The sequence below is a fragment of the Sphingobacterium multivorum genome (genome assembly GCF_900457465.1).
Taxonomy (GTDB): Bacteria; Bacteroidota; Bacteroidia; order Sphingobacteriales; family Sphingobacteriaceae; genus Sphingobacterium; species Sphingobacterium multivorum.
Genome location: NZ_UAUU01000011.1, coordinates 199004 through 223754 on the forward strand (window position 1 = coordinate 199004; position 24751 = coordinate 223754).

A 24751-nucleotide genomic window follows, 5' to 3' on the forward strand; every position below is an offset into this window, starting at 1 on the left:
TCGTGTAAATGCTAAGACCGATTAATTATTCAATGCTCTATAGATCAAAAGTTTATTGTTGACAACAACTTTTTCACCTTCCTGTAGCCCCGTAGCCATGTAAGTTGTTCCTTCGTTTTGTTTGATCGGCAATATTTCGCGAATCTTAATATCATTTTGGGATTTATAGATCAATACGAAATATTTGTTTTGATCGAAAATGACCGCATCAGAAGGAACTGCAAGCGCTTCCGTATTGGAGCGATGCAACACTTTAATGGTCGCTTTACTATCCGGAATAAGTAAACCATCCTTATTGTCTAGCACCACGCGTGCCTGCATTGAATTCGTTTGGGGATCGATGATCTTAAAGATTTTATCAATACTGCCCTGGAATTTTTTGTCCGGGTAGCTCAGGGTAGACACAATAGCCGGCATGCCCATACTAATCTTGTCGATATCCGTTTCGTTGACGTTAAGAATTGCCCATACATCTTTTGTATTGGCCACATCAAAGATGTTGTCGCTGCGGTCACTACGCAACTGCATGTCCTTATTGATGTTCTTTTGGACGATGTAGCCATCGATTGGAGATACGACCGAATAAATATTACCTGTACGCACATTGTAGATCTGACTGACGGCCTCTGAACGACGTAGTTGCTCTTTGGCTTTGGTTAATTGCCCCTTTGCTTCCATCATGTCTTTGTCTGTACTCAGTTTACCATTATACATGTCTTCGGCCACACGGTAGTTTTTCTCGGCGAGTAACACATCGGTTCTGGCATCGGAAAGATCCTTTTGTATACCGGCAACTTCCGTACTTCTGATTGTTGCCAATACCTGACCTTTATGGACATAATCACCCAGAGAAACATTAACGGAGACCACATTCCCCCCAACGAGCGGGAAAATATCAATGTAATTGTTTTGATCGGCCGATATCTTTCCAAAGAAGTTGAGTTCTTCGGTCACATTTTCTTTTTTTACCGTAGCAAAACTTGTCGATTTAAGCATCGTCTCACTAATTTCGAAACCTTTGACAATGGCTGCATTATCTGTTTCTTTATGATTTTGGCAAGAGTAAAGTAGTACTACTGCCACAGCGGCTATAAGAAGTTTTTTAGTTGACATGAGTTGAATTAAATATAGAAGTTTGAGCCAGGTAGTTTAATTGTTCGGCGTTGAGAATGATTTCCTTTTTCATATCGTATAGCTTAAGAATGGATATGCGATAGCTGTCCATAAAATCCGTGAACTCAACTAGAGAAATATTCCCTTTTTTAAAATTATTGAATATGCCATCATAGACCACAGCGATGTTATGCAGGTCGTCTGGTGTGATAGTAAAATATTGGGTATATTGATTTTCCCAGGACTGATAGTTGGAACGGATCTGTGATTCCAGCAGCTGCCGTTGGACTTCAATATTTTTCTTTGCCTCTTCTTCGGCGTATTTCGCTTTGATCACATTTCCTTTATTTTGTTTCCACAACGGGATCGGAATGGCGGCTGTGAAATTGAGCTCATTGCGGAATACACCTCCATTTTGGCTGTAGGAAAGGCCAAGGTTGATATCCGGTGTGTTTAAAGACTGTTGCCATCTGGTAAATAACTGTGCGCTTTCCGAGGTCTTCAAGGCAAATTGATAATCAGCATTGTTTTCCAAGGCCAATTGGTAGATGTTTTCCAAAGGCATTGTTGGCTTTACGGCAAGTTCCTGATCTGCTTCTTGATCTGTTAACTTTGGTAATACATCTTCCTGACTGGAAATAAGCACACGTAATTGCTGCTGTAGATTGATACTATTATTAATTGCTGTCGTTTTTTCGTTGTTGAGATCAATGGCCATTGTTTGAAGGCGAACCTGATCTTTTAAAGAAACGTTTCCTTTTTTCCCTTGCTCTTTATAAGCGGCGAGCAGATTATTGAGGTAATCCAGCTGAATTTTAATATCGGCCAACTTATGTTGCTCAAAGTAAAGGGAGTAGAAAGTTGTACGCAGCTGGGCGCGAAGGCTTGCCAGCAATTGGCTAAATTGTAGCTTAGCAAGTTCAACATTTGATTTGGCAAATTCAACTTCATTCTTCTTTTTTCCACCGAGATAAATCAATTGGGATACGCTTGCTTCCTTGGATTGACCAATATGAAATGTTTTTTTGTTCTGTGGGTCGTAGGCATTGGCAGACAGTTCCAACTGTGGCAGATCCCATATTTTGGCTTGTATGACGTCTGCCTCGGCTTGACTGATGTCATATTGTTGCGCGAGTAGGGAGAGATTACTTTTAATAAAAGCCTCTTCGCATTCTTGAAGCGTCATCTTTTTTCCCGAGATCTCACTTTGCTTTATTCCAAATGTACTTTCATGAATGCTCAAGTAATCTGCCTGTGGTGGTTTTTGTTGAGCAAAAGCCATGCTATTGCAAAGCAATAAAAATATAAGGGGTGTCTTTGTCATGTGTTTCAAAACTTATGTAACAAAATAACTGGTCGAAGATTAAAGACCCCTTAATAAATGCTTAAAAAAAGCTTAAAAAAGCATGTTTTTCAGATCGGCGGATAGCTATGGATAGGTATAATAATATATGCGTTTATTGCTCATAGACTTGACATTGTCTACCGCACTTAAGCAACTATACTTCCCGGTTCGGAAACAATTTAAATAGTAATACAAAAGTATGCGTAGATTGTTTTAGATCGGCCTGATATGCTATTGTTGCTTGATGCGATTGCATGATACGCTGAACGATACGTAACCCTAGGCCCGATCCTGTTGTTTCACTTGCGTTTTCACCGCGGCTGAATGCATCAAAAATTCGTTTTTGGTCGATTGTACTCAAGGCCGGGCCAGTATTGCTGACAAGCACTTTAAGTTCCCACGTTGATTCTACAATCATTACTTTTACCTCCTTGGTATCGGAATAAAGCGCGGCATTTTTAAATAAATTCACAAAAGCGATTTCAATCAATTGAGCAGAACAGAAAATACTCAGTTTGGGATCTTCGATTCCGCCAATTGAAAAATCCAGTTGTAGGTCGGGGAATACCTTGGCTACCTTTTCATAAGCCGTAAAGATAATTTCATCAATTCTTTCCTCCGCATAAGTCATTTTCAAACGCTCGGAGTCGAATTTTGAAAGTAACATCAACGAATCGGTTACCTCCGAAAGATGTAAGGTTTCTTTGGATATATTACGCAATACCTGCCTTACTTCTTCGCTCAACTGATTCTGATGATAAAGGTTCTCCAGCTGGAAGGACATTCGGGCAAGCGGCGTTCGCAATTCATGAGAGGCGCTGGAATTAAATTCTTTCTGCGATTCGAAAGCAGCCGAAAGCCGTAGCAGCATGGTGTTAAATGCTCGGGTTAGTACAGCAATCTCATCTGTTTTACCGGTATACTCGACAGGTTTGGTCAGTTTGCTGGCATTGATCTGGGTGATATTATCTTTTAATTTATCGAGTGGGATCAATAAACGTTGGATAAGGTTATAACTGAATATCCAGACCAGCACAGCGCTCAGTACAAATAATATGGTTAGGACGAGCGCCAGATGATCCATTTTTTCATTCCCGGAGTAATCCTGTGCTTTTACGATAATATAATAAGGTAAACCGTTGATGCGGTAATATTTGGCCAAGGTTTCGTATTGATCCTGATAGTAGAAAATCTGTTTTTCCTGATTTAGCCGATTGACAATCGAGGCATTCCAGGTAATGGTCTGATCCTTTACGGTGCTGAAGACCAGTTGTTTGTTTTTGTCAAGGATGATCACATCTTCATAGAAGAGGCCATCTTCGTCATCGTGGAAATAGTTTTTGTAAGACTGACGGTTGAAATAAGGATTACTGGCGATGTAATGGGAGATATTATCCAATTTATCAATCAGTCGCTGGCGAAATTGATCTTTCCGAAAATCGAAACTAGCATAGTAGATAATCAACATCGCTATACCGAAAAGGACGGAGAATGCAATGCTAAAGCTAATCGCTATCTTCTTTTTTAAATTCATTTTTCTGCCGATAGGTAATAACCAAATCCAGGTCTTGTATGGATTAGTTTATTTTCAAAGTTTTTATCAATTTTCTTTCGTAAAAAGTTGATGTAAACTTCAATTGTATTCTGTGTTGTTTGAAATTGGTTTTGCCATACTTCCTCCGAAATATGTTGCTTGGATAAGGTGCGGCCCTTTGCCTGCGCTAAGATAAGCAGCAGTTGAAATTCTTTTTGAGTAAGATTAATTTCTTCATTTGCACGTAGTACACGAGCCTCATCAGGATAAATGATCAGATCATCGACTACCCATGTTTTTGTTTCATTGCTTTCGCTATGTTGTTGTCGACGCAGCAATGAATAGATCCGCATCAGTAACTCATCTAAAACAAAAGGTTTGACCAAATAGTCATCCGCGGCCCGGAGAAATGCCTCCTTTTTATCATCTATATCGTCGTATGCTGAGAGAATAATAATTGGGGTAAAGGCGTCATGGCTTCTTATCTTTTTACAGATCTCCAGTCCATTGATTTTGGGCACGTTGATATCCAATAGATAAAAACCATATTTTTTCTGGTGCGTTTTGGCCAAAAACTCAATACCGTCAAAGGCTTGATCACAGGTAAAACCCTGGCTTAACAGAAAAGATCGGATCTCCTTAGAGAGTACCTTGTCGTCTTCGAGCAGCAAAATGTCCACCATATGTATATCTGTTGTGTTTTCGTAAAAATAAACAAATTTTTGTCATCCTATCATGGAGATATTTTCTTAGCGCTTAATTTGGTAACATAAGATTTACATGAAGAAATATGAAACAAAAAGAAATCTAAGTAGATTCAAATCGAAATTATAAATAAGTATTATGGAAAGCAGAAGAGAATTCCTCCGAAAGACCCTACTATTTTCGGGAGCAGCAGGTATTGCCAGCTTTATGCCCGCATCGATCCAGAAAGCCTTTGCGATAGACCCTGCCCCAGGAAGCAGTTTTTTAGATGCCGAGCATATTGTCATCCTGATGCAGGAGAACCGCTCCTTTGACCATACGCTAGGTAGTCTTTCGGGAGTTCGGGGGTTTAATGATCCCCGTTCGATACGTTTACCAAACGGTTTACCCGTCTGGTATCAAACGGATAAAGCGGGAAAAACTTATGCTCCTTTTCGATTAAATCTGAAAGAAAGTAAAGTGACCTGGATGGGTTCGCTTCCACATAGTCGAGCAAGCCAGGTGGATGCCTTTAACCGAGGACGTTACGATCATTGGCTGTTATCGAAGCAATCAGGGAATAAACAATATGCGGCGATGCCACTGACATTGGGATACTTTACACGGGAAGATCTACCTTTTCATTATGCCTTAGCGGATGCTTTTACAGTATGTGACCAGAATTTTTGCTCGGGCATGACAAGCACGACGCCTAACCGTTCCTTTTTCTGGACGGGTAAGATTACAGAGATGAAAGATGGTCTGCAAAAAGTGAATATTCGGAACGATGACTTTGGCTATGGTAAAATGACCTGGGCAACTTTTCCGGAATTGCTTGAAAAGAACGGCATTAACTGGCGTTTCTATCAAAATGAGACCAGCTGTGGCGGAGGTTTTTCTGGACAGGAAAGAGCATGGTTATCCAATTTTGGGTGTAATCTACTGGAGTTTTTTCAGGCTTATCAAGTTAAATTTAAGGAGAACTATATCAGAAGCCTGGAAACACAGGTTCGGGATTTGCCCATGCAGATTTCTAAGTTGGAAGAGAAGTCACCTTCTTCCGAGGAACAAGCAGAAAAGATACGCGCTGATATTCGCAAAAAAAGTGAAGCACTGGAGCGAGCTGAGACCGAACTAAAGGAATTCAATGCAAACAATTATAACAAGCTAAGTGATTTTACGAAATCATTAAATGAGCGGGCGTTTACGGTAAACAAGGGGGATAAAAATTACAGATCGCTTGATACCTTACGTTTTAAGACACAGGGAAAAAAAAGCACGCTGGAAGTCCCTAAAGGAGATATTCTTTATCAATTCCGTAAAGACGTTGATACCGGGAAACTGCCTGCCGTATCCTGGTTGGCCGGTCCGCAGAATTTTTCGGACCACCCGAGTGCGCCCTGGTATGGAGCTTGGTATGTATCTGAAGTCTTAGATATCTTAACGAAGAACCCCGAAGTTTGGAAAAAAACAATTTTTATCATTACCTATGATGAAAACGATGGTTACTACGACCATGTTAAACCTTTTCTGGTGCCAGATTTAAAGAAGAAAGATACAGGTGCATGTTCTCCAGGGATCGATACGGAGGTGGAGATGGTTCGTTTAGAAAATGAGCTAAAACAGGGGATTCCTAAAAAACAGGCACGCGAAGGGGCTGTGGGCCTAGGTTTTCGTGTTCCCATGTATATTGCGTCGCCTTGGTCGCGCGGTGGTAAGGTCTGCTCTCAGGTATTTGATCATACCTCTACTTTGCAATTTTTGGAATCTTTCTTTAATAAAAAGCTGAACAAGAATCTGCATTTGGAAAACATCAGTGCATGGCGTAGAACAATCTGTGGTGATTTAACAAGCGCCTTTACACCTTTTACGCAGCAAAAGGAACAACTTCCTTTTCTTGATCGGAATCAATATATCGAAACGATATACAATGCGCAGTTCAAAGATGATCCACAAGGCTTTGTTGAGGTCAAAGATCCTGATCTAGCAACTAAAAACGGATGGATTCCGGGATTTGACCGAATACAGGAGCGGGGGATTCGTAAATCCCTGCAATTGCCTTATGCGCATGATGCGGTGGGCTATGTGAAAGATGGACAGTTTCATCTGGCGATGACTGTAGACAACAAGTTTTTCGGAAAAAAGACTTCCGGTACAGCTTTCAACGTGTATAGTCCGTTGGAATATCGTGATGAACAGGGGCAAAGTGAAACCTACCGCAATTGGAATTTTGCGGTGAAGGCCGGTGATCGTTTGACATATCAGTGGGACCTGGCACGATTTGCAGGAGACCGCTATGCTTTTGAATTACATGGTCCAAATGGTTTTTATCGAAAATTTTCTGGACAGAAAGGAGCTGTGGCGCTAGCGGCAACCGTTTCTCCGGAGCTCAAAGCGCTGACTCAGGCGGCAACAGGAAAATTGCAATTGAAACTCGGGAACAATAGCGACCAGCGGGTAACCGTAGTTGTCGAGAGCCTTAGCTATGGAAAATATGCCGTAACGAAAGAAATCGCTCCCGCTGAAGAAGTTCCGTTGATCCTGGACGTTGAAAGTCAAGGAAATTGGTATGATATTGCTGTACGACTCAAGGAAGACAGCAGCTTCCTCATTCAGCTTGCAGGGCGATTGGAAACAGGGGTTGAGTGTACAACTGATCCATTATTAGCATAATCTGGACTATTTCAGCAGGGACAGCGGCCAATTCTTTTTGACTGGTCTACCTGCTGTTGCTCTATCAGTCTAACAATCGTATCCGGTTGACCTTATTTACAAGCGGACAAATAAGGCCTCCGGATGGTGTTTTTCTATATAACGACGAAGATATAACTCCGTATCAGAACTTATGGTGCGGTCTTTATGAACGGGGAACGTATTGTAAACCAGGGTGTGTAGGTTGATCTTGCGCTTGGCAATCGCTTCCAGACTTAATAAGGTATGATTGATACTCCCTAATTTCCCCGATGTGACAAAAATAAGGGGATACTGCATTTCTTGGATGTAATCAATAATCAGATAATCCTCTCTTAACGGAACCATCAATCCACCTGCGCCCTCAATAAGCACAGCATCGTAGCGATGGCTTAATGTCAAGCTTGCCTGTCTGATCTTGGTAAAGTCAATTTCACGATTATCTAGGCGCGCTGCCAGATGCGGGGAGGCCGGGTAGCTGAAAATCTCCGGCATGGTGATTTTCTGATGATCTTCCACCGTTAATGGGATTTCCATGAGTTGGCGATGCAGGACGATATCTTCGGAAATAGCTGTATTTCCAGTTTGTACCAGCTTTTGAGTAATGGTGCGTATACCACTTGTATTCCATTGTTTCGCGAGGAGGCCAGTAGCATAACTTTTTCCGATCCCGGTGTCTATGCCGGAAACAAAATAGATATTTTCATTCATTGCTATGTTTCTTTTGTTGGTTGTCAGATTGTTGGTGATTGGCGTGTTCAGCTGATGTTTTTTTTTGCAATAATATAGATGGGATGGTAGGTTAGCGATACGCCTTTTTCTGTCCCGTAACGAGCAGTATACTGGTCGCAGAAAGCCCGGAGCGTGCCTTTTGTCCACCGGTGATTTTTTATTCCCGTCACTCCCGTTTGCTTCAGGTGGAGCAGAACTTGTAAAGGGCTTTCAAAGTATAGTTGTAAATGTTCTTCTCGTGCAGCGAGGATCGTATAATTCAATGTTAAAAGTTCGGCAATAAGTTCGGATTTAGATCGATAGCTTAGTCCAACATCTGCAGTAGCATTGATCTCGTGCATATTGTCATGACCAAAAGTACTGAAGGCAAGGATACCCGAGTTCGGTAGCGATACATAACAGTTCTCAAAGAAAGCGCGGGGATTGTTGAACCACTGAATCGTAGAGCAGGAAGCGATTAGATTGATATCTTTGGGAAAAGCATAGGTTTCTGCATCAGCACAGCAGAACGTGTGCGGCGAGGTCAAAATATCCATTACTTCGGGCATCATTGCTGGACAGATATCATTTAAAACCATTTTTTGAGGTTTGAGATGCTGTAGCATCAACCGCGAAAAAAGTCCCGTGCCGCAGCCAATTTCCAATACTTTTTGCGGTCTGAGCGGTATGTACTCCTGCATTAAGCTGATCATTTTTTTTGCTATTTCGTACTGAGCAGTCGCTGCCGACTGATAGTTCCGCGCAGCTTTAGAAAAACGGGATATAATCCTTTGTTTGTCCATCATGATGATCATTTTAAAAGGTGCTTAAATAATTGTTCGGGATAATGCGTAGCGTCAATTATCGTATATGCGGTATCGGACCAGGCACGTTTTTGATTTTCTACGTGGAAGATTCGGTCTTCTTTACCGATATATGCCTGATGCCATTGAAATGCTGTTGCTGATTTTGTACTTGCGGTTTTTTCAATGGCGATGAGCTCTGTGCGAAGGTCTTCGATGTCCCGTTGGGGCGCTCTCTCAAGAAAGCAGTTAAAAAGGTCCTTAGAGCCACACATGCGGAATCTGAATTTTTCCAGTGTTTTATCGCTCAGTGTATCCAATGTTCCTTTGAATAACTGGGCTGGAATTCCTTTTTCGTCATCTATTGGAAATGGTGTTCCATTGATTGCGGTACACGTACTGATGGGGTAATTGCTGTTTTGGAGCTCGGGCAGTACCGTTGCTGCTGCCCATACCCCCATAGACCAGGCGAAAACCTCAATTTCCCGGTATCCTGCGAGCAGACGTTCGTCCAACAGTAAATCCGTATAGCTATAGGCAACAATAAGATCTTTGCCCACAGGAGAGTAGTGCAAAAAAGGCTGTTCATCCATGCCCCAGCCTGCAAAAAATAAAAGCAGTTTTTCGTTGGATTTTGGGTGAAGATACTGCCTTGGGAAATTATCGGCTGAAGTGACCCGTTTAGGGGAGATTCTTTTAAGTATCATAAGCTTGCTGCAAGTTGTTTGATCATGGCCGAGGTCATTGTTGCTGTTAATGAAAGCCGGATTCTTGAAGTTCCTTCTGGTACTGTCGGCGGACGTATGGGAAGTACGTAAAATCCCTTTCGCTGCAGGTCTTCTGCTTTCAGTATCGTTTCCTTATTATCACCGATAATGACTGGTAGAATATGGCTCTCTGACGGACAATTAAAGCCTTTGGCAATTATTTGCTGTTTAAGCAATAGGCTATTTTTGTGCAGCTGTTGGCGCCGGTCAGTGAAGTCGCTTAAGCGTTCCAGAATAAACGCGGTCCATAAAAGGTTGATCGGTGGTAGCGCGGTTGTAAAAACTAGCGTACGAGCCTTATTGATCAAATAATTCTGGATGGGTTCTTTACAGAGCAGGTAGCCACCAAGCGATGCTAGCGCTTTTCCGAAGGTGCCTGTCAGGAAATCAATGTCGGTAATGCAGTGCTGTTCTTCTGCGCAGCCAAGCCCCCGTATTCCGCGTACCCCTACGGCGTGCGCTTCATCGACATAGAGTAAGGTGTTGGGGTAACGCTGTTTTAGACTGACCAGATAGTGGAGGTCAGTGCAATCACCATCCATACTAAAAATACTTTCTGTGACGATGATGATGCGTGTGAAGCGATGGGCATATTTTGCCAATAATTGCGTTAAGTGGGTGTAATCGGAATGGCGGTACCTGTAGCAGGCCGCATTGGACAGTCGGATGCCATCAATTAGGCTTGCGTGGATACCCTTATCGGCGAGAATTAGTGTCTGTGTATCACACACTGCAGGAAGTATGCCTATATTCATATGATAGCCACTGTTAAAGACCAATGCACTCTCCGTGCCAAACATACGGCACAGCGTTGTTTCCAATTGCGTATAGCCTGCATGGTTTCCTGTGAGTAGACGTGAAGAGGAAGCACTGAATACAGCATTATCCTTTGTCACTGAGTTTAGAAATTCTTGACGAAGTATCTGATCTGTTGCTAGGCCAAGATAATCGTTAGAAGAGAGGTTGTGATGCGCGTTAACATACTCCTGTTCTGCTTTACCCTGCTGTGTGATAAGGGGGAGTTTTCGTATATTCCCTTGCTTTTCAAGGGTAAATAATTCGTCTTCAATGCGCTGGATTAAACTGTTTTCACTCATTGGATTGTGCTGATTACGGCTAGTAATGCCTGTGTTAACTTGTGTAGCTCGCCTTCGTTTATGATAAAAGGGGGCATGATATAAATCAGTTTTCCGAATGGCCTAACCCAAATTCCTTCTTCGATAAACCGCTGTTGTATGCGGGATAGATCGACGGAGTTTTTCATCTCGATAACTGCAATTGCACCTAAAATTCTGAGCTCCTCAACTTGGGGCAGCATTGTAGCAGCGCTAAGTTCCCGTCTCAATTGTTGCTCGATTAACGTTACTTTCGCTTTCCAGTCCGTTGCCAACAGTAATTTGATAGAAGCGTGGGCTACAGCGCAAGCCAAGGGGTTGGCCATAAAAGTTGGCCCGTGCATAAACGTACCCGGTTTACCGTTGGAGATTGTAGTTGCAACATGATCTGAAGTAATCACGGCGGAAAGTGTCATATAACCACCGGTCAAGGCCTTGCCGATGCACATGATGTCGGGCACTATTCCGGCATGCTCCCAGGCAAAGAGCTTTCCCGTGCGTCCAAATCCGGTAGCAATTTCATCAAAGATTAATAGCAGCTGATTTTCTTTGCAAAGATGTGCTGCCTGACGCAAGTACTCCGGATGATAAAAACGCATACCACCGGCTCCCTGAACGATAGGTTCGAGGATGAGAGCGGCCAGTTCGTCCTTATGCGAGCAGATCAGGTCTGCTAAGGGTTGAATGTCATTGGCATCCCATTTTTGGTTAAACCCTATTTTTGGGGCAGGGGCAAAATAGCGTTTGGGTAAAGCATGGTCAAAGATGCGGTGCATGCCAGTAATGGGATCACAGACCGACATCGCGTTCCAGGTATCGCCATGGTATCCCGAACGAATCGTGACAAAGTTTGTTTTATTGGTCTTTTTTTGTGATACCCAGTATTGAGTAGCCATTTTAAGCGCAACTTCCACTGCAACAGAACCCGAATCGGCATAAAATATTTTGTTGAGTGAAGCAGGGGTGATATCAAGCAGTATTTTACCGAGGGCAATTGCTGGTTCGTGTGTAAGTCCGCCAAACATCATGTGTGACATGCTGCTGAGCTGTGCTGTGACCGCAGCGTTCAGGACGGGGTGATTGTAGCCATGGATGGCGCACCACCAAGAGGACATACCATCGATAAGTTGCTGCCCATTTTCCAACTCGATTATACAGCCATCTGCCCGTTTAACCTTGTAGGCAGGTAAGGGATTAGTCATGGTTGTATACGGATGCCATAAATGCGCTCTGTCAAAATCATCGATAAGGTCGTGTTGGTTGATTTCTTTTCCTTCCATTATGGTTTGCTGCATAGGGTTTGTTATTTGTCTTGCTGTTTAGCGATGTTACGCTGGATTTTATGTTCTGGTCTTGACCATCTTGGTCTTTCATCAAGATCATGGTAATGCGCCATCTCCGTTGCGATGGTTTCGGGTTGATTTTTTTTCTCGAAAGGCTGCTGTGCCACTAACCCCAGTGTTTTAAACATATCCATATCTTCGTTGATAGCGGGATTGGGCGTGGTGAGGAGTTTGTCGCCCGAGAAAATCGAATTGGCTCCTGCGAAAAAGCATAAAGCTTGTCCCTCTGTACTCATGTTGGTACGCCCTGCAGAAAGGCGAACCTGTGTGGTGGGTAATATAATTCGGGCTGTAGCGACCATGCGTACCATTTCCCATATCGAAACTGCTTCCATGACCTCCATTGGAGTACCGGGTACAGGAACGAGTGCATTGATCGGTACCGATTCGGGTTGTGGAATGAGCGAAGCAAGCGTGACCAACATCGCTGCACGGTCGGCGATACTTTCTCCCATCCCAATAATACCACCGCTACATACCGTTATGTTGGTTTTACGTACATTTTCGATCGTTTGCAGGCGATCATCATAGCTTCTGGTCGAGATAATTTCCTTATAGTAGTCGGCAGAGGAGTCGAGGTTATGGTTGTAGGCGTATAGTCCGGCTTCTGAAAGACGATGTGCCTGGTTTTCGGTCAGCATACCTAGTGTGCAGCAGACTTCCATGTCAAGTCTATTCAATGTGCGGACCATCTCCAGTACATGATCAAACTCAGGGCCATCTTTAACATTACGCCAGGCGGCCCCCATACAGATTCGTGAGCTACCGCCAGCTTTGGCCGCCAGTGCCTGCTCCTTTACCTGCTCTAGGCTCATTAGGCCTTCCGCTTTTACATTCGTATGGTAACGTGCGGCCTGTGGACAATAGGCACAGTCTTCGGGACAGCCACCTGTTTTTATTGAGATCAATGTGGACACTTGTACTTTGTTGGGGTCGTGATATTTCCGATGTATCGATGCCGCTTCATAAAGAAGATCCATTATTGGTTTGTTGTATAAAGCAACAACTTCTTCCTGCGTCCACTGTGGTTTTGTTTCCATATTATTGCTAATTTTTATGCTAAAGTCAGGTCTATTTTGCTTAATGACCATTGGGATTGAGTAATTCAACGCGATTATTTTTTCTTGATAATTGCAAAGATTATAGTTTAAATGATAACTTTGGTAGTCCGAAATAAACATAATGAGTAGTCCGGTTAGTATAGGTTTTCATTCCATTATTAAGATAGATCGCCGTAAGGAAGATGCCATCTATCTGCAGATTGTTTATCAATTTATCAATGCCGTCAAACGCAATCTATTGGAAGATGGAGATCTGTTGCCCGGAAGTCGGAAGATTGCTGATGAACTAAATGTGCACCGAAAAACCATTGTAGCTGCTTTAGCGGAATTGCAGGACCAGGGCTGGGTGAAAATTTTACCTAATCGCGGAACTTTTGTGAAAAATCCCGAGCGTATCGGCACCTCCAGGTCTGCAGTTAAGGCATTTAGACAGCCGCCTGATTTTGCACCTTACTTTTTTAGAAAGGAACTCATCTTAGATATGCCTATTTCAGAGGTTCCCGAAAGGTACTATTTTACGGATGGAACACCGGATTATAATGTCATTGGAACGGAGGAACTGGTGCGTTTTTATGCATCCATGGTGAAACGGAAAAAGAAAAGTGATGATTTTCCGACGACGACTGAAGGGAATTTGTTTTTTAGGGACCAGTTAAGCTATTATCTGAATTTAACAAGAGGGTTTCATCTTTCCCGGAATTTCTTGTTGCCTATTGCCAGCCGCGAGCAGATTTTTTCAATTTTATCCAGATTATTGATCCGACCAGGTGATATTGTGCTGGTGGAAAATTTAAGTTATTTTTTACCTAACATGATCTTTAGTCAAGCTGGGGCCAAGCTAAAAACCATTCCGGTAGATGCGGAGGGGATGAATGTAGATAAAATCGGAGATCAATTTAAACCCGGAGAAATCAGATGTGTTTACCTCAATACCAGATGTCAGTATCCAACGACGGTTAACCTTTCCGAGCGGAGGAAAATTCAATTATTAGCGTTGGCCGAGCAGTATAACTTTATCATTATTGAGGATGATGTGGATTTTGAGTCTTCTTTTTTTAAGGAGAAAGGCGAATCACTTTTTCGGAAAAATGGCGGTAACCGCGTGATTTATACAGGTGCTTTCGGTAGTTTCTTTGATCCTGGTTTCCAAATGAACTTTTTGATCGCACCACAGGATCTGTTGGATGAAGGTAAAAAGTATTTGAATATCTTCGGAAAACCGAATTTTATGATCGAGAAAACCTTGGGTGAAATTATCCATCAGGGTGATATCTTTCGGTATCAGCGTAAATTTCAGAAAACAATTGCTGAGCGAAAAGAATTGTTTGCCCAATTGCTGTTACGGCATTTTGAAGATCAGATCCGGTTTGAAATCCCGTCCTCGGGACTGGCTTTTTGGATACAGTTTAATCGGGTTGTTTCGCTGACAGCCTTGCAAGAAAAAGTGCGGTTGCTAGGACTCTTGTTGCCGAGTAATTGCCTTTATCAAAATAAAACCGTTACAGCATTGCGGTTGGGGTTTGCCCATCTTGACGAACAAAGTATGGTGACGGCAATTTCTTTGTTGCGTGCTGCTTATGCCGATTTGGTCGGAAATATCGACTAGTTGCTTTGCAGTATATGGGTCAATTTGTTTTTGGCTTCTTGAGGAGACCCACAGCAATCCACAAAGTATGTGTGCTGCCATTGTTTGCTTTTGGTAGCCTGTTTGTTCGTTGGGATGCTCCAATCTGGATAAATTCGGAATCCGCGTTTACCCTCTTGACAACCTGCTGTGAGGATTTCATGTTCAATGAGCGCCTGTTTTGGAAAAACAAATAAGCCGCAATGCTGGTCTTGCTCAACTAAAATAAGGTAATAATCGAAAGGATCATCTGCAGTATAGGGGATGGTTTGACCACCGCTGTCACGTTTCCAAAGAGCAACGAATAACCCCACTTTTCTTGGTGTTATCTTAGCCTTCCTAAATTTGAAGTTTTTGTTGCCCAGTTGAAAATTAAAACCATAATAGGCTCTACCTGGTTGATCTTCCGATAGGAGCGAGCAATGGGGCATAAATATACTTTCGAGCTGATCTAGTACTTTCCTAATCATCTGGTCAGCGATCTGTGGGGCTGCCTGATGGTTAAGATTCATGTTGAGGGATATAGATTAACTGAACAACACCCGATTTGAATGTGACGCTTTGGACAAGTTTTAGGGATAGTCGTTCAGGTAAGTTTTCGAATAAAGGCTTGCCACTTCCCAGGGCAATGGGGTGAACGGAAATGCGATAGACGTCAACAAGGTTGGCTTGGATGAATGTTGTGATTAGACGTGCTCCCCCATATAGCCAAATATCTTTTCCGGGCTGCGCTTTTATTTCCTGAACATGTTCAGTGATATCAGTTTGGATGAAAGTAGCGTTTTCATCTTGTCTTGCTTGACTGGAAAAAACATATTTTTTCTTCGCATGGACATTTTTCCAAAGATTTATTTCCGTTTCATCGGCCGTAGCACCCGGTTGGAAATTACCCCAGGCATCATAGCTCACCCGGCCATAAAAGATGGTATCGACCGAAGCCAAAAAGCCATCGAAATCCATGTCATCATCCATAATGCACCAGTCAACCTCTCCCTGTGAGCCTTCAATAAAGCCATCTAGGGTCATGGCCAGATCCAATATTATTTTTCTCATGTGTGTTATTTGCTTTAAACCTGTTACTTGCGTTCCCGTAATAATAGAAGCTGGGTTAGCTCAACGGCGGATTGTCAGGATAACATAAAGATAGAGAAATAATAAGGTTTGGCCAAATTGCCGAACAACGGAGCAAAGAAAAAGCCCAGCAAAGAATGTCTGGGCTTTGAGATTATATAAGGGGAATAATACTTGCTAAAAAAGTGAAGACCTAGTCTTCATCGGTGATAATATCATCACCATCTAATTCGAAACCTTCACCAAGGAAGGTATTCTCTAGTTCGAATAAATCTGAATCTTTAATCATTTTACTATTTTTTGATATTCAAAGTTATCACCCTTATTTAAGCTAATCGTCAATATAAAATGAAGTTTGTGTTAAGTGATATCGTTATATTTTTTTGAGTACAACATCTAATTTTTCTGCCTGGATGATCCGACTGAAAAACTCTTTTAAATCAAAATACTCTTCCGGCATAAACAAGGGTTTGTTTAATTGTGTTGCAGATTCGATGATCAGAACATCCGGTGTTGTATTATTGATTTTGAAAATATATCGGGCCGCACGTTCAGGAAGAGCCATACTGATGTTTTTTAACTTTCCTTCCGTTGGATATGCATAGCCTTTTGGCAGTTTGATTTCAATGTAGCACTCTTCTTGGACTAAAGAACCAAAGTCGATCGGATAATTCCGCTCCGTAAGGTTGAAGGGATTCTTGGACATTTTTGTGTCAATATAAGGATTGAATAGAAGTTGTTCATTTTGCAGGGTTGCAAAATTCTTAATCTCAATTTCAAACTCCTCCGTTAGCGGTTTATCAAGGGATTCCCGATTCGATACTTTAAAACTATTGATTTTGATGCGATTGTTTTCTTCATCTATTTTTTCGTAGAATTCTTCTTCAGAATTACTTCCTTGAAGGCGCTCACGCATTTTGGAAGCACCATAACCGTTACGTGAGGTAATCCATTTTCCTTTTAATGCACCATCTTCCGACAGTTCACCGTAGAAGAAGTTACTGTAAGTAGATGCAAGATTTGCCTCGAGCTTTACCCAGTCAGATTCGCCTTCCAGGGGAATTGATCTTCCCTGAAAGTTGACACATTTCATTGGAATATTTCCAAACATCTCATAGGGAGAGGTCGCATCCAGCAGGTAGTAGTTTTCACCTATTTTTACCTGGGCAATGACATGGTTGAACTCTGATATCGCTGGTGCATAGAGCCCTGCATAGCCATTCTCACGTGTCGATAAAATAACAGGGATGGCATCTAGTTTCGCATAACGTAAGGCATTGACCAGTCCAAGGTTAATATCGGCGCTATTGCCTGTTCTTTTTTCGATGGCTTCTTTGATATTTTTTGCGTAGATCGAATGGCGGTTATTCCATTTTATTTGTTTCTGGAAGTAGGTATACAGTCGTACCGCTTTCTCCAGGTCATCTTTTGAATCCTGCAATACCGGTTCAATGAACTCTTTCAATGCCGTTTTTCGCTTTACCTGTCCACCAAAACTTTCGTCCTGTACAAGTTTATCTCTGACATTTTCCCACGTGAGCGAAAAGTCTTTTGTCGGTCCCATTGGAATGCTATACCGACCAAGCTCAAAGAAAATGATTGACCTAAAATTTTTGGAAGAGGTCATGTAATCTTCGGTATGGAAAGCCGGAATATTTTCCATGGTATAGGTGGTTTTATTGCCTAAGACTTCTCCAACTTGAGAATCCAGGCCTGTGTTGTAATTTTCTACCTTCCGGTCACTGACGGCTAATCCCCCCTTTAAATTGGCTTTGTAATGAAAAACTTCGGGAATACGCGTGACGTATTGGCTATAAATTTTTGGGAGATCTTCCTGAAATTCCCAGGCATTTAAGTTAAAAATAAATGGCGATTCTGTGCGGTAGCGGTATTCAATAATTGTACCTTCTTGGACCTGCGGAATGGCCGCTTTCGTTACCGCATAGTTTTCTGAGGCGTTTTCGTTAAAAATATTCGCTTTCGTCATCTCTGTTTCTACAACCTTATCTCCGACGAGGTGATAGGACGCTCCCTTGATGTCCATAAGGACTTCCCGGTCGTTGCCGCTTTTATATAAAGGGATACTGAAATTAGCGTAATTATAAGCTTCCTTATTTAATATTTTAATGCGGACGTGTCTGAAAAATTGAACAACCGGACCTTTGTTTTTATCATAACTTACTTCGGCTGATCCATATTCGCGTAAGACAAAGGCATTTGCTGCTGTATCTATTTTGTCAACATAATGGCAAAATCTTCCTTTTTTATTTTACCGAACGAAAAATCTTGCGCTTGTAGGTATACACCACTAAGCAGGAGAGGCCAGTGAAAAAACTTTTCATAAAAAATGACTGTATGGTTAAGAATTATAACACTAAAGTATGAAATAATTTTAAATCCAAACCCTTATAAATTAAATTGGTTGAAAAGACAAATGGATCGATCAATTGCGATTGCTTATTTGTCCGATAGCGAGATAAACTTGTGTTGTAATTAGATAGGATTGCTCAGATCGCATCCTTACAAGGTGAATTCGAAGCTTAACGTGACATAGCGGTAGTCTTCCCCTTTCCATTTTGGTCCCGAAAGTAGAATCTCTTGGCTTTGGCATCGAGGTAATCATTTGCACTTTGGAGAACGCTGATATTTGTTGGGAGTCCATCTTTATCGATATAGAAGCTTAAACGGACAGTGCCTCATAACGGCTTTTAGCTGTTTTTTTCTTGATATAATTGTTGAACGATCTCCAGCCCCAGATAGGTTCGGCACTTTTTGATTTGCGTGAAGACATCGTTGTAACGACGACTTCATCAAGTGAGGCGCCGGAAGGTTGCATTTTGATCGTCGTATTTTTGCTGCGACGCATATTCAATGCGACAGAATTGTAGCCCAGAGCCATGATGTCGACGAGTGAATCCATTGTGCTGGTTGGATGGTAGCTTGGCCCTGTGCGTCGGTATTCGTCGCAAACTTGCTATTGGGTTGAATGATTGTCACTCCCGAAATAGGTAAGCCTGTCTCTTTGTCCCGAATTGTAGTTGTAGCGGGTACTTGTTGTTGTGGCATCGCAATACCCGGAGCTCTGCCTGCAAGGTATTGTTTAAACTTGAGGTTCCCCGAATCATAATGGTTTGGGAAGCATCTTTTTTCTTTGCCATTGGTGCATAACCGATAACAATTGTACTGTCTGCAGGTCTTAATCCAAATACAGGGCGATCATTATTGAGACCTTCCTTCATTTCTTCCAATGATTTTACACGCAGGGATGGTTCCCGGGATAAAACGGTTACCTCTTCGAGTGGATGCTGTTCATGAAGCCGCGTTCGGCTATTATCGGCTAATTGTGGCAAATGATCTTGAGATCCTATTTTTGATGCAATATCATCTGAAGGAATGATAGAATCTGCTGCTGTAACCTTTGTTTTGGGTTTTTCCTGCGTAATACTTACTTCGGCGGTACGCCTCGCTTCGGAGGAATTTTTGTCCTGTTGACGGTAAAGGAGGAGACCAATCCCCAATACGATCACTGCCGCTGCGGCGATGGCAAGTCTCTTCCAATCAAAGACCTTTATTTTAGCGGTATTATCTTTCTGAACACGTTGTGCAATTTGGTTGTTGATTGTTGTAAGTACGGTTTTATTCTGATCCATTTCCATACCCATAAGAATATCGGCCAGCATGGGGTCACGCTGTGCCTCACGTTCAAGCGCGTACATCTCCGTAGGAGATAATTCGCCGTTGACGTATTTCTTTAAGTATGCTATGTCGTAATTACTGTTGCTCATTCCAAGCCTCCATGCAATTTTTTAAATTCCGCTTCCCATTCTGTATATAGCTCTTTACTTCGTTCAAGCTATAACCGGTAGATTCGCTAATCTCTTTGTAACATTTTTCCTCTAAGAAGAAGAGTCTGACCGACTGCTGCTGTTTGTCTGGCAACTTTTCCAGACAGCCTTCCATGGCTGTTAGCTGTTCTTCTTTTTCATCATATTGTTCATACTGATGCACGTCTCCAGGAAATTTCACAAATTCATCCAAAGAAATTTGAGATTTGTTTTTTTGAGACCTTAAATACATCAAACAATGGTTCTTGCTTAGTACATAAAGCCATCTTGGGAAGTCCTTGATTTCTTGCTTGTTGACCTTATATATTAATTCTTCAAAGATATTCATGACAGCATCTTTGCTCAATTCGGAATCTTGGAGATACCGTAAACAAACATAGTATACCATCTCGGTATGTCGCTGGTATAGATCCCCCAATACCTGGAGCTCCATGGACTCCTGGTAGTGCAGCAAGAGCTCGTGGTCTTGTGCTGTATCTATTTTTGACGACTTGAATGCGAACATTTTATTGGCTAAAAATATTTTTTTTTTCTGGTTTATGGAAATTTAATATTTGTGGCATCCCTTGGCAAAAATGTAAAGATATGAGAGCAATACTTTTTGTAATAGGCTTGTTGCTATCCTTAGGTGGACATGCCAAGCAGGGATATGAGGTCAGCGGTAAGGTTGTCGATGCGAATACAAGGACTGCCCTTGCGGGCGTACAGGTGAGCAATGTTGCTACAAAAGCGCTGGTGCGGACCGACGATAAGGGAAACTATCGTATTCAAGTTCTTGACGGTAAAAATACCTTGATTTTTAGTTATATCGGATATCTTGAGCAACGGATAGCGGTAAACCATCGGTCAACGATTGATGTGGGCTTGGTGCAACAAAACACCACACTGGATGAAGTTATGGTGACGGGATCTGAGCGCAGGGCGAAGCGTCAGACGGCGTCGGTGATGAATGTTAATGCAGCTTTGTCAGGGCAAGTATCGGGTCTGTATATTAGAGGGACGGGTTATGTGCCTAATCAGAACCAAGAATCTTATCAAAAAATAAAGGAAAACAAGTTTATCAATCCACGAAAAGAACCCTTATCAACGTTTGCGGCCGATGTTGATGCTGCTTCCTATAGTAACGTACGTCGTTTTATCAATTCAGGAACACTACCTGAAAAAGATGCGGTACGTGTTGAAGAGATGATCAATTACTTTCAGTATCAAGTGGCCGGTCCTAAGAATGGCGAACCTGTAAATATCGTCACCGAATTGACCAAGGCACCCTGGAATACTACACATCAGCTCATGCGCGTAACATTAAAGGCGAAAGATATACCGACGGCGAATCTTAAAGCTTCCAATCTGGTGTTTTTGATCGATGTGTCGGGATCAATGATGGGACCGGGGCGTCTGCCTTTGGTGAAAGCTTCGCTGAAGATGTTGGTTGATCAACTACGTGCTGTAGACCATGTTGCCATTGTGACCTATGCTGGATCGGCAGGGGTAAAACTGGAGAGTACGCCCGGTGATGAAAAGATGAAAATTAAATCGGCTATTGAGGAGCTGGAAGCCGGTGGAAGTACGGCTGGAGCTGCAGGAATTAAGAAGGCTTACGAAATTGCGAAGCAACAATTTATCAAAGGTGGAAACAACCGGATTATTTTGGCTAGTGACGGCGATTTCAATGTTGGGGAAAGCAGTGACGAATCGATGGAAGAGCTGATTGCCAAAGAAAGTAAATCGGGGGTTTTCCTCACAGTATTGGGGTATGGCATGGGGAATCTGAAGGACATTAAGATGGAAATCCTTGCAGACAAAGGGCATGGGAATTATGCGTATATCGACAACATTTCTGAAGCACGAAAAGCGATGGTGACCGAATTCGGGGGAACCTTGTTTACCGTTGCGAAAGATGTCAAGATCCAGGTCGAATTTAATCCCAGTTATGTGCAGGCATACCGTTTAGTGGGGTACGAAAACCGCTTGTTGGAAGCTGAAGATTTCAATGACGATCAAAAGATGGGTGGTGATATGGGGGTAGGTCATGTGGTGACAGCCCTATATGAAATTGTACCGGTCGGTGTGGAGTCTGGGATGGTCGGAACGGTAGATCCCTTAAAATATCAACAACAAGCGGATCAGGTAGCTGAGCGGAGAAATGCTGAACTGGCAACCGTGAAATTTCGGTATAAGGAGCCCGAAGGGGAGAAAAGCAAGTTGCAACAAAAGGTGATAGGAACTACTGTTACGGAATTGAATCGCGTGAGTGAAGATTTACAGTTCGCCACTGCGGTAGCGGAACTTGGTCTATTACTTCGTGATTCTGATTTTAAGCAAAAGGCCAATTTTGATCAGCTCATCACGCGCGCAAAAGCTTCCAAAGGCAAAGATGAGGAAGGTTATCGTGCTGGATTTATCCGTATGGCAGAGAATGCACGGGATTTATCGAGATCGAAAGAATAACTAAAAATGGCTAAAGATGAATTTTTCAGTAGCAGCAATCGAAATGCGGCTACTGGAAATAAGTTTAGTTTGTGGGGCAATAGGTAAAAAAGTAAATAAAATCTATATTTTTAGTTCATCAATAAAAGGAACGTATTTTGCTTCTGCTGATTTGCGCTATGTGATATTTGGTGAGTAAGTGCAATCTGAGCGATGTGTTGTTATAGTATATGGAAATAAAAAATGTTAGATAAATGAAGAATTTTTTCTTGTGCTTTCTTTTGGCTATTGGTATTACAGTGCCATCAGTAGCCCAAAATGCGAGCTTGAATAAACAACAGACCATGGCTTATATTAATAAGCTATATAAGGTAGCTTACCGTTATAAGGATACGAAAATTGACACGGTAACGGTAGATGGGAAGGTGTTAACAGTCTTTCTTTCCAGTGGCCAACATTTTAGAAGTGATATTGCCAAATCAGATGTACTTGTCATTGCAAGAGTAAAATCCGGTTATCAAATTCGATTTAAGTCTTCGCCAAGCACGGATGAAATTTTATGGGCGATCCAAACAGAAGAAGATGCCAAACGTCTGAAAAATGCATTGGAGCATTTGGTTAAAATCGTAAAGACCGAAAAAAAGACAGAGCCTTTTGGAAGTTAAATCGTAATCGGGGATCCGTTGGGTAATAGAATGTTCGGCAAGATATGAGCTTGCCGAACTGAATAGAGAAAGTAGTAGGACTTGCACATGGATATGTGTTGAGGATTGCTGAGGGGGTAACCAAATGCCTACTAGATATAAAGACGATTGGCTTCATGGCCGAAATTGATGTGGCTGTTGAAACCATCGATTGTAAATCATATCGCTTATACGAAGTAAGCATATTAACATGAATTCGGTGTTAAAATGTTGTTATCTTATTGTGATTAAGTGTGTTGTGTGTTTGTTTTTGAATTATTTTATTTCTCCTGTTGATGAATTTAATTCCCGGAAGGAACTTAATCCTCTTTCTAGGTTTATATTTCCGAGATAGCTGCTATTCATGCTCCGATTAGTTCCGTCAGCTGCAACAAAACCTAGATATAGATGATATGTATCACTTTGGGTTAGTTTCGGTATTTGAATAGATACTCGCAAATCCATAATGTAATTTTGAAGTAAAACACCTTGTGAAGCGTTTATTGGATTTTCAGGAATGAGGAGTACCAAGGTTCGGAAATCTGTCAGATCCTCGTACAAGAGTTTTTCGGTGTTTTTTAGTTCCCAAGTGATATGGATAGTTTCGTTCAACAATTGAAATGTTGCCCCTGTAATCTCTTCGTCCAAACCTCGGCTTATGGCAATCTTTTCATAATCGATATGAAAACCTTCATCGTCTTGTTGCATGGCATGGTGAAGATTATAGGACATCGCTGCATTAAATGCTGTCATATTTTTAGCGGAGGTTGAGAAGCCGAGCCGTATGACTTTCGTGTAAGGACTTAAGAATTGTTGCATAAGTCCAAATTTGTTTCGGTTGTTCACTTCCTTTTCAGAAAGTGCTCTTTTTTTATTCACCCTCGGAAGAGACCTGACATAATTGATCTCTTTCCATTTACAAAAAACAACTGCCCCCACTTTGCCCGAGGGAGGACCATTTATACCCTGTGTTACATTTGCCATAGTCTTAAATTAAATGTGTAGGGGTACTAACACACAACGAATAGATAAGTTTAGTTTAATCTATTAAATAATTGTAAATAAGGTGTTACGTAATAGGGAATTAATAGGTAGTTAAGACGGCTTCATCCGAATGAGGTCCCTATAAGGTCCCTATAAAGTCCCTATCAAATCCCTTTAAGTGCATTATTTTTTTGGGATGAGATCGCTTGTTGCTTACTTAATGGTTTGCACAAAAAAAGCAGATCCGAGGAGTGATCTGCTTTGACTGATATATATTAGAAGTTGGCTGCTACGTTAACCTAGTAGTAAGGTAAATAGTGGGATCAGGGCAACTATAGAAACCATCATTGTAATACGTTTTTGAAGATATAAACTAATAGACAAGATCAATTCGCTATGTTCAAAGCTTTCTATTTTCCCTCCATTTTTGAGCGAAGAAGGTTTGATTTCGACAACTTCCCCTTGCTCGTTCTCAATTTGCCAGGAGGTCATCCACATATTTTTTGATCTCCACGTGTATTTTTTATCGATTAGGCTAATAGTGGCTTTAGTTGTCCAGGTATCATATTCAATATCGCCGATCAGTTCATTGTTTTGATTGCGAATCTCCGTGTATGGGTTGAAAAATCCCCTATTTTTGAAACGGAACTGATCGTTGTGGATAGAAACATGAGCGTCCAGATTCCAATTGATAGATTCTAAACTTCCTATAACTGCTTCATTGCGGTAGAGGGTTGATTTAGTTCCGAACAAATTATTCTTCCAGTTGTAAATTGATTTCTTTTCCATACCTGTTTATGTTTATAAGTTTATTTTAATTCATTAGTATTAGCCCCGTTCGTTTTGTTACAGTTTTTGGAAATATTTTTTAGAGCCTATTATGGTTATTAGTAGGTGGGGGCATTCTACCTAACATGTTAGATGTCTGCGAAAAAATCCTTATTTTTACC

Annotated in this window: 24 protein-coding genes; 5 read left to right on the forward strand and 19 right to left on the reverse strand. The window is 41.8% G+C overall.

The window, feature by feature from the left end:
• Positions 1-21: 21 nt before the first annotated feature.
• From DTA23_RS17780 to DTA23_RS17795, 4 genes are all read right to left on the reverse strand, one after another.
• Positions 22-1083 carry an efflux RND transporter periplasmic adaptor subunit gene (locus tag DTA23_RS17780; protein WP_201638577.1) on the reverse strand — a complete coding sequence of 354 codons (1062 nt, stop codon included), beginning with the start codon at positions 1081-1083 and terminating at the stop codon, positions 22-24.
• 19 nt (positions 1084-1102) lie between these two features.
• Positions 1103-2437, reverse strand: coding sequence for a TolC family protein (locus DTA23_RS17785; protein ID WP_201638578.1), 1335 nt, complete (start codon positions 2435-2437; stop codon positions 1103-1105).
• A gap of 175 nt (positions 2438-2612) precedes the next feature.
• On the reverse strand, positions 2613-3992 hold the full coding sequence (locus DTA23_RS17790; RefSeq protein WP_112375540.1) for a HAMP domain-containing sensor histidine kinase: 1380 nt from the start codon (positions 3990-3992) through the stop codon (positions 2613-2615).
• Positions 3989-4675, reverse strand: a complete 687-nt coding sequence (locus DTA23_RS17795; protein WP_204990845.1) for a response regulator transcription factor — start codon at positions 4673-4675, stop codon at positions 3989-3991. The genes DTA23_RS17790 and DTA23_RS17795 overlap by 4 nt, the downstream gene beginning before the upstream one ends.
• 160 nt (positions 4676-4835) lie before the next feature.
• Between DTA23_RS17795 and DTA23_RS17800 the strand changes: the two genes are divergently transcribed.
• Positions 4836-7349 carry a phosphocholine-specific phospholipase C gene (locus DTA23_RS17800; protein ID WP_112375541.1) on the forward strand — a complete coding sequence of 838 codons (2514 nt, stop codon included), beginning with the start codon at positions 4836-4838 and terminating at the stop codon, positions 7347-7349.
• 96 nt (positions 7350-7445) lie between these two features.
• Here DTA23_RS17800 and bioD read toward each other — a convergent pair whose 3' ends face one another.
• The 6 genes from bioD to bioB are packed head-to-tail and all read right to left on the reverse strand — an operon-like array spanning position 7446 to position 13146.
• Positions 7446-8078 carry a dethiobiotin synthase gene (gene bioD, locus DTA23_RS17805; RefSeq protein ID WP_112375542.1) on the reverse strand — a complete coding sequence of 211 codons (633 nt, stop codon included), beginning with the start codon at positions 8076-8078 and terminating at the stop codon, positions 7446-7448.
• A 47-nt stretch (positions 8079-8125) separates the two neighbouring features.
• A complete protein-coding gene (gene bioC / locus DTA23_RS17810; protein ID WP_218565405.1) occupies positions 8126-8884 on the reverse strand; it encodes a malonyl-ACP O-methyltransferase BioC in 759 nt (252 codons plus the stop codon).
• A gap of 5 nt (positions 8885-8889) precedes the next feature.
• A complete protein-coding gene (locus DTA23_RS17815; RefSeq protein ID WP_112375543.1) occupies positions 8890-9588 on the reverse strand; it encodes a DUF452 family protein in 699 nt (232 codons plus the stop codon).
• Positions 9585-10745 carry an 8-amino-7-oxononanoate synthase gene (locus tag DTA23_RS17820; RefSeq protein WP_112375544.1) on the reverse strand — a complete coding sequence of 387 codons (1161 nt, stop codon included), beginning with the start codon at positions 10743-10745 and terminating at the stop codon, positions 9585-9587. The genes DTA23_RS17815 and DTA23_RS17820 overlap by 4 nt, the downstream gene beginning before the upstream one ends.
• Positions 10742-12058, reverse strand: a complete 1317-nt coding sequence (bioA, locus tag DTA23_RS17825; protein ID WP_172462449.1) for an adenosylmethionine--8-amino-7-oxononanoate transaminase — start codon at positions 12056-12058, stop codon at positions 10742-10744. Before bioA ends, DTA23_RS17820 begins: the two co-directional genes overlap by 4 nt.
• 8 nt (positions 12059-12066) lie before the next feature.
• On the reverse strand, positions 12067-13146 hold the full coding sequence (gene bioB / locus DTA23_RS17830) for a biotin synthase BioB (RefSeq protein WP_112375545.1): 1080 nt from the start codon (positions 13144-13146) through the stop codon (positions 12067-12069).
• Between the two features lie 142 nt (positions 13147-13288).
• On the opposite strand from bioB, the gene DTA23_RS17835 reads away from it, so the two are divergent.
• On the forward strand, positions 13289-14773 hold the full coding sequence (locus DTA23_RS17835; RefSeq protein ID WP_112375546.1) for an aminotransferase-like domain-containing protein: 1485 nt from the start codon (positions 13289-13291) through the stop codon (positions 14771-14773).
• On the opposite strand, the gene DTA23_RS17840 is transcribed toward DTA23_RS17835, so the two are convergent.
• The 7 genes from DTA23_RS17840 to DTA23_RS17865 all read right to left on the reverse strand — a co-directional run bounded on the left by DTA23_RS17840 (position 14770) and on the right by DTA23_RS17865 (position 20212).
• Positions 14770-15303, reverse strand: coding sequence for a MepB family protein (locus DTA23_RS17840; protein ID WP_112375547.1), 534 nt, complete (start codon positions 15301-15303; stop codon positions 14770-14772). The genes DTA23_RS17835 and DTA23_RS17840 overlap by 4 nt on opposite strands.
• The gene (locus DTA23_RS17845; protein WP_112375548.1) at positions 15293-15844 is read right to left on the reverse strand and encodes a dihydrofolate reductase family protein; all 552 of its coding nucleotides are present in this window, start codon (positions 15842-15844) and stop codon (positions 15293-15295) included. Before DTA23_RS17845 ends, DTA23_RS17840 begins: the two co-directional genes overlap by 11 nt.
• 391 nt (positions 15845-16235) lie before the next feature.
• Entirely contained in the window at positions 16236-17906 is a 1671-nt protein-coding gene (locus tag DTA23_RS17850) for a DUF3858 domain-containing protein (RefSeq protein ID WP_440591181.1), read from the reverse strand.
• Positions 17907-18402: 496 nt separating this feature from the next.
• Positions 18403-18534, reverse strand: a complete 132-nt coding sequence (locus tag DTA23_RS30510) for a hypothetical protein (protein ID WP_370445158.1) — start codon at positions 18532-18534, stop codon at positions 18403-18405.
• An 8-nt stretch (positions 18535-18542) separates the two neighbouring features.
• Positions 18543-18782: a hypothetical protein gene (locus DTA23_RS17855; protein ID WP_146753111.1), complete on the reverse strand. Its 240-nt coding sequence runs from the start codon at positions 18780-18782 to the stop codon at positions 18543-18545.
• 73 nt (positions 18783-18855) lie between these two features.
• On the reverse strand, positions 18856-19647 hold the full coding sequence (locus tag DTA23_RS17860; RefSeq protein ID WP_112375551.1) for a hypothetical protein: 792 nt from the start codon (positions 19645-19647) through the stop codon (positions 18856-18858).
• The gene (locus DTA23_RS17865) at positions 19634-20212 is read right to left on the reverse strand and encodes an RNA polymerase sigma factor (protein WP_070565798.1); all 579 of its coding nucleotides are present in this window, start codon (positions 20210-20212) and stop codon (positions 19634-19636) included. Before DTA23_RS17865 ends, DTA23_RS17860 begins: the two co-directional genes overlap by 14 nt.
• A gap of 80 nt (positions 20213-20292) precedes the next feature.
• On the opposite strand from DTA23_RS17865, the gene DTA23_RS17870 reads away from it, so the two are divergent.
• Genes DTA23_RS17870 through DTA23_RS17875 form a run of 3 tightly spaced genes read left to right on the forward strand, consistent with a single transcriptional unit; the run spans position 20293 to position 22799 of the window.
• Positions 20293-22155, forward strand: coding sequence for a vWA domain-containing protein (locus tag DTA23_RS17870; RefSeq protein WP_112376517.1), 1863 nt, complete (start codon positions 20293-20295; stop codon positions 22153-22155).
• Between the two features lie 16 nt (positions 22156-22171).
• The gene (locus DTA23_RS27195; RefSeq protein WP_172462450.1) at positions 22172-22333 is read left to right on the forward strand and encodes a hypothetical protein; all 162 of its coding nucleotides are present in this window, start codon (positions 22172-22174) and stop codon (positions 22331-22333) included.
• 55 nt (positions 22334-22388) lie between these two features.
• Entirely contained in the window at positions 22389-22799 is a 411-nt protein-coding gene (locus DTA23_RS17875) for a hypothetical protein (protein WP_112375552.1), read from the forward strand.
• Between the two features lie 294 nt (positions 22800-23093).
• On the opposite strand, the gene DTA23_RS17880 is transcribed toward DTA23_RS17875, so the two are convergent.
• A complete protein-coding gene (locus DTA23_RS17880; RefSeq protein ID WP_112375553.1) occupies positions 23094-23801 on the reverse strand; it encodes a DUF6266 family protein in 708 nt (235 codons plus the stop codon).
• Positions 23802-24095: 294 nt separating this feature from the next.
• Positions 24096-24590, reverse strand: a complete 495-nt coding sequence (locus DTA23_RS17885) for a hypothetical protein (protein ID WP_112375554.1) — start codon at positions 24588-24590, stop codon at positions 24096-24098.
• Positions 24591-24751: the final 161 nt, after the last annotated feature.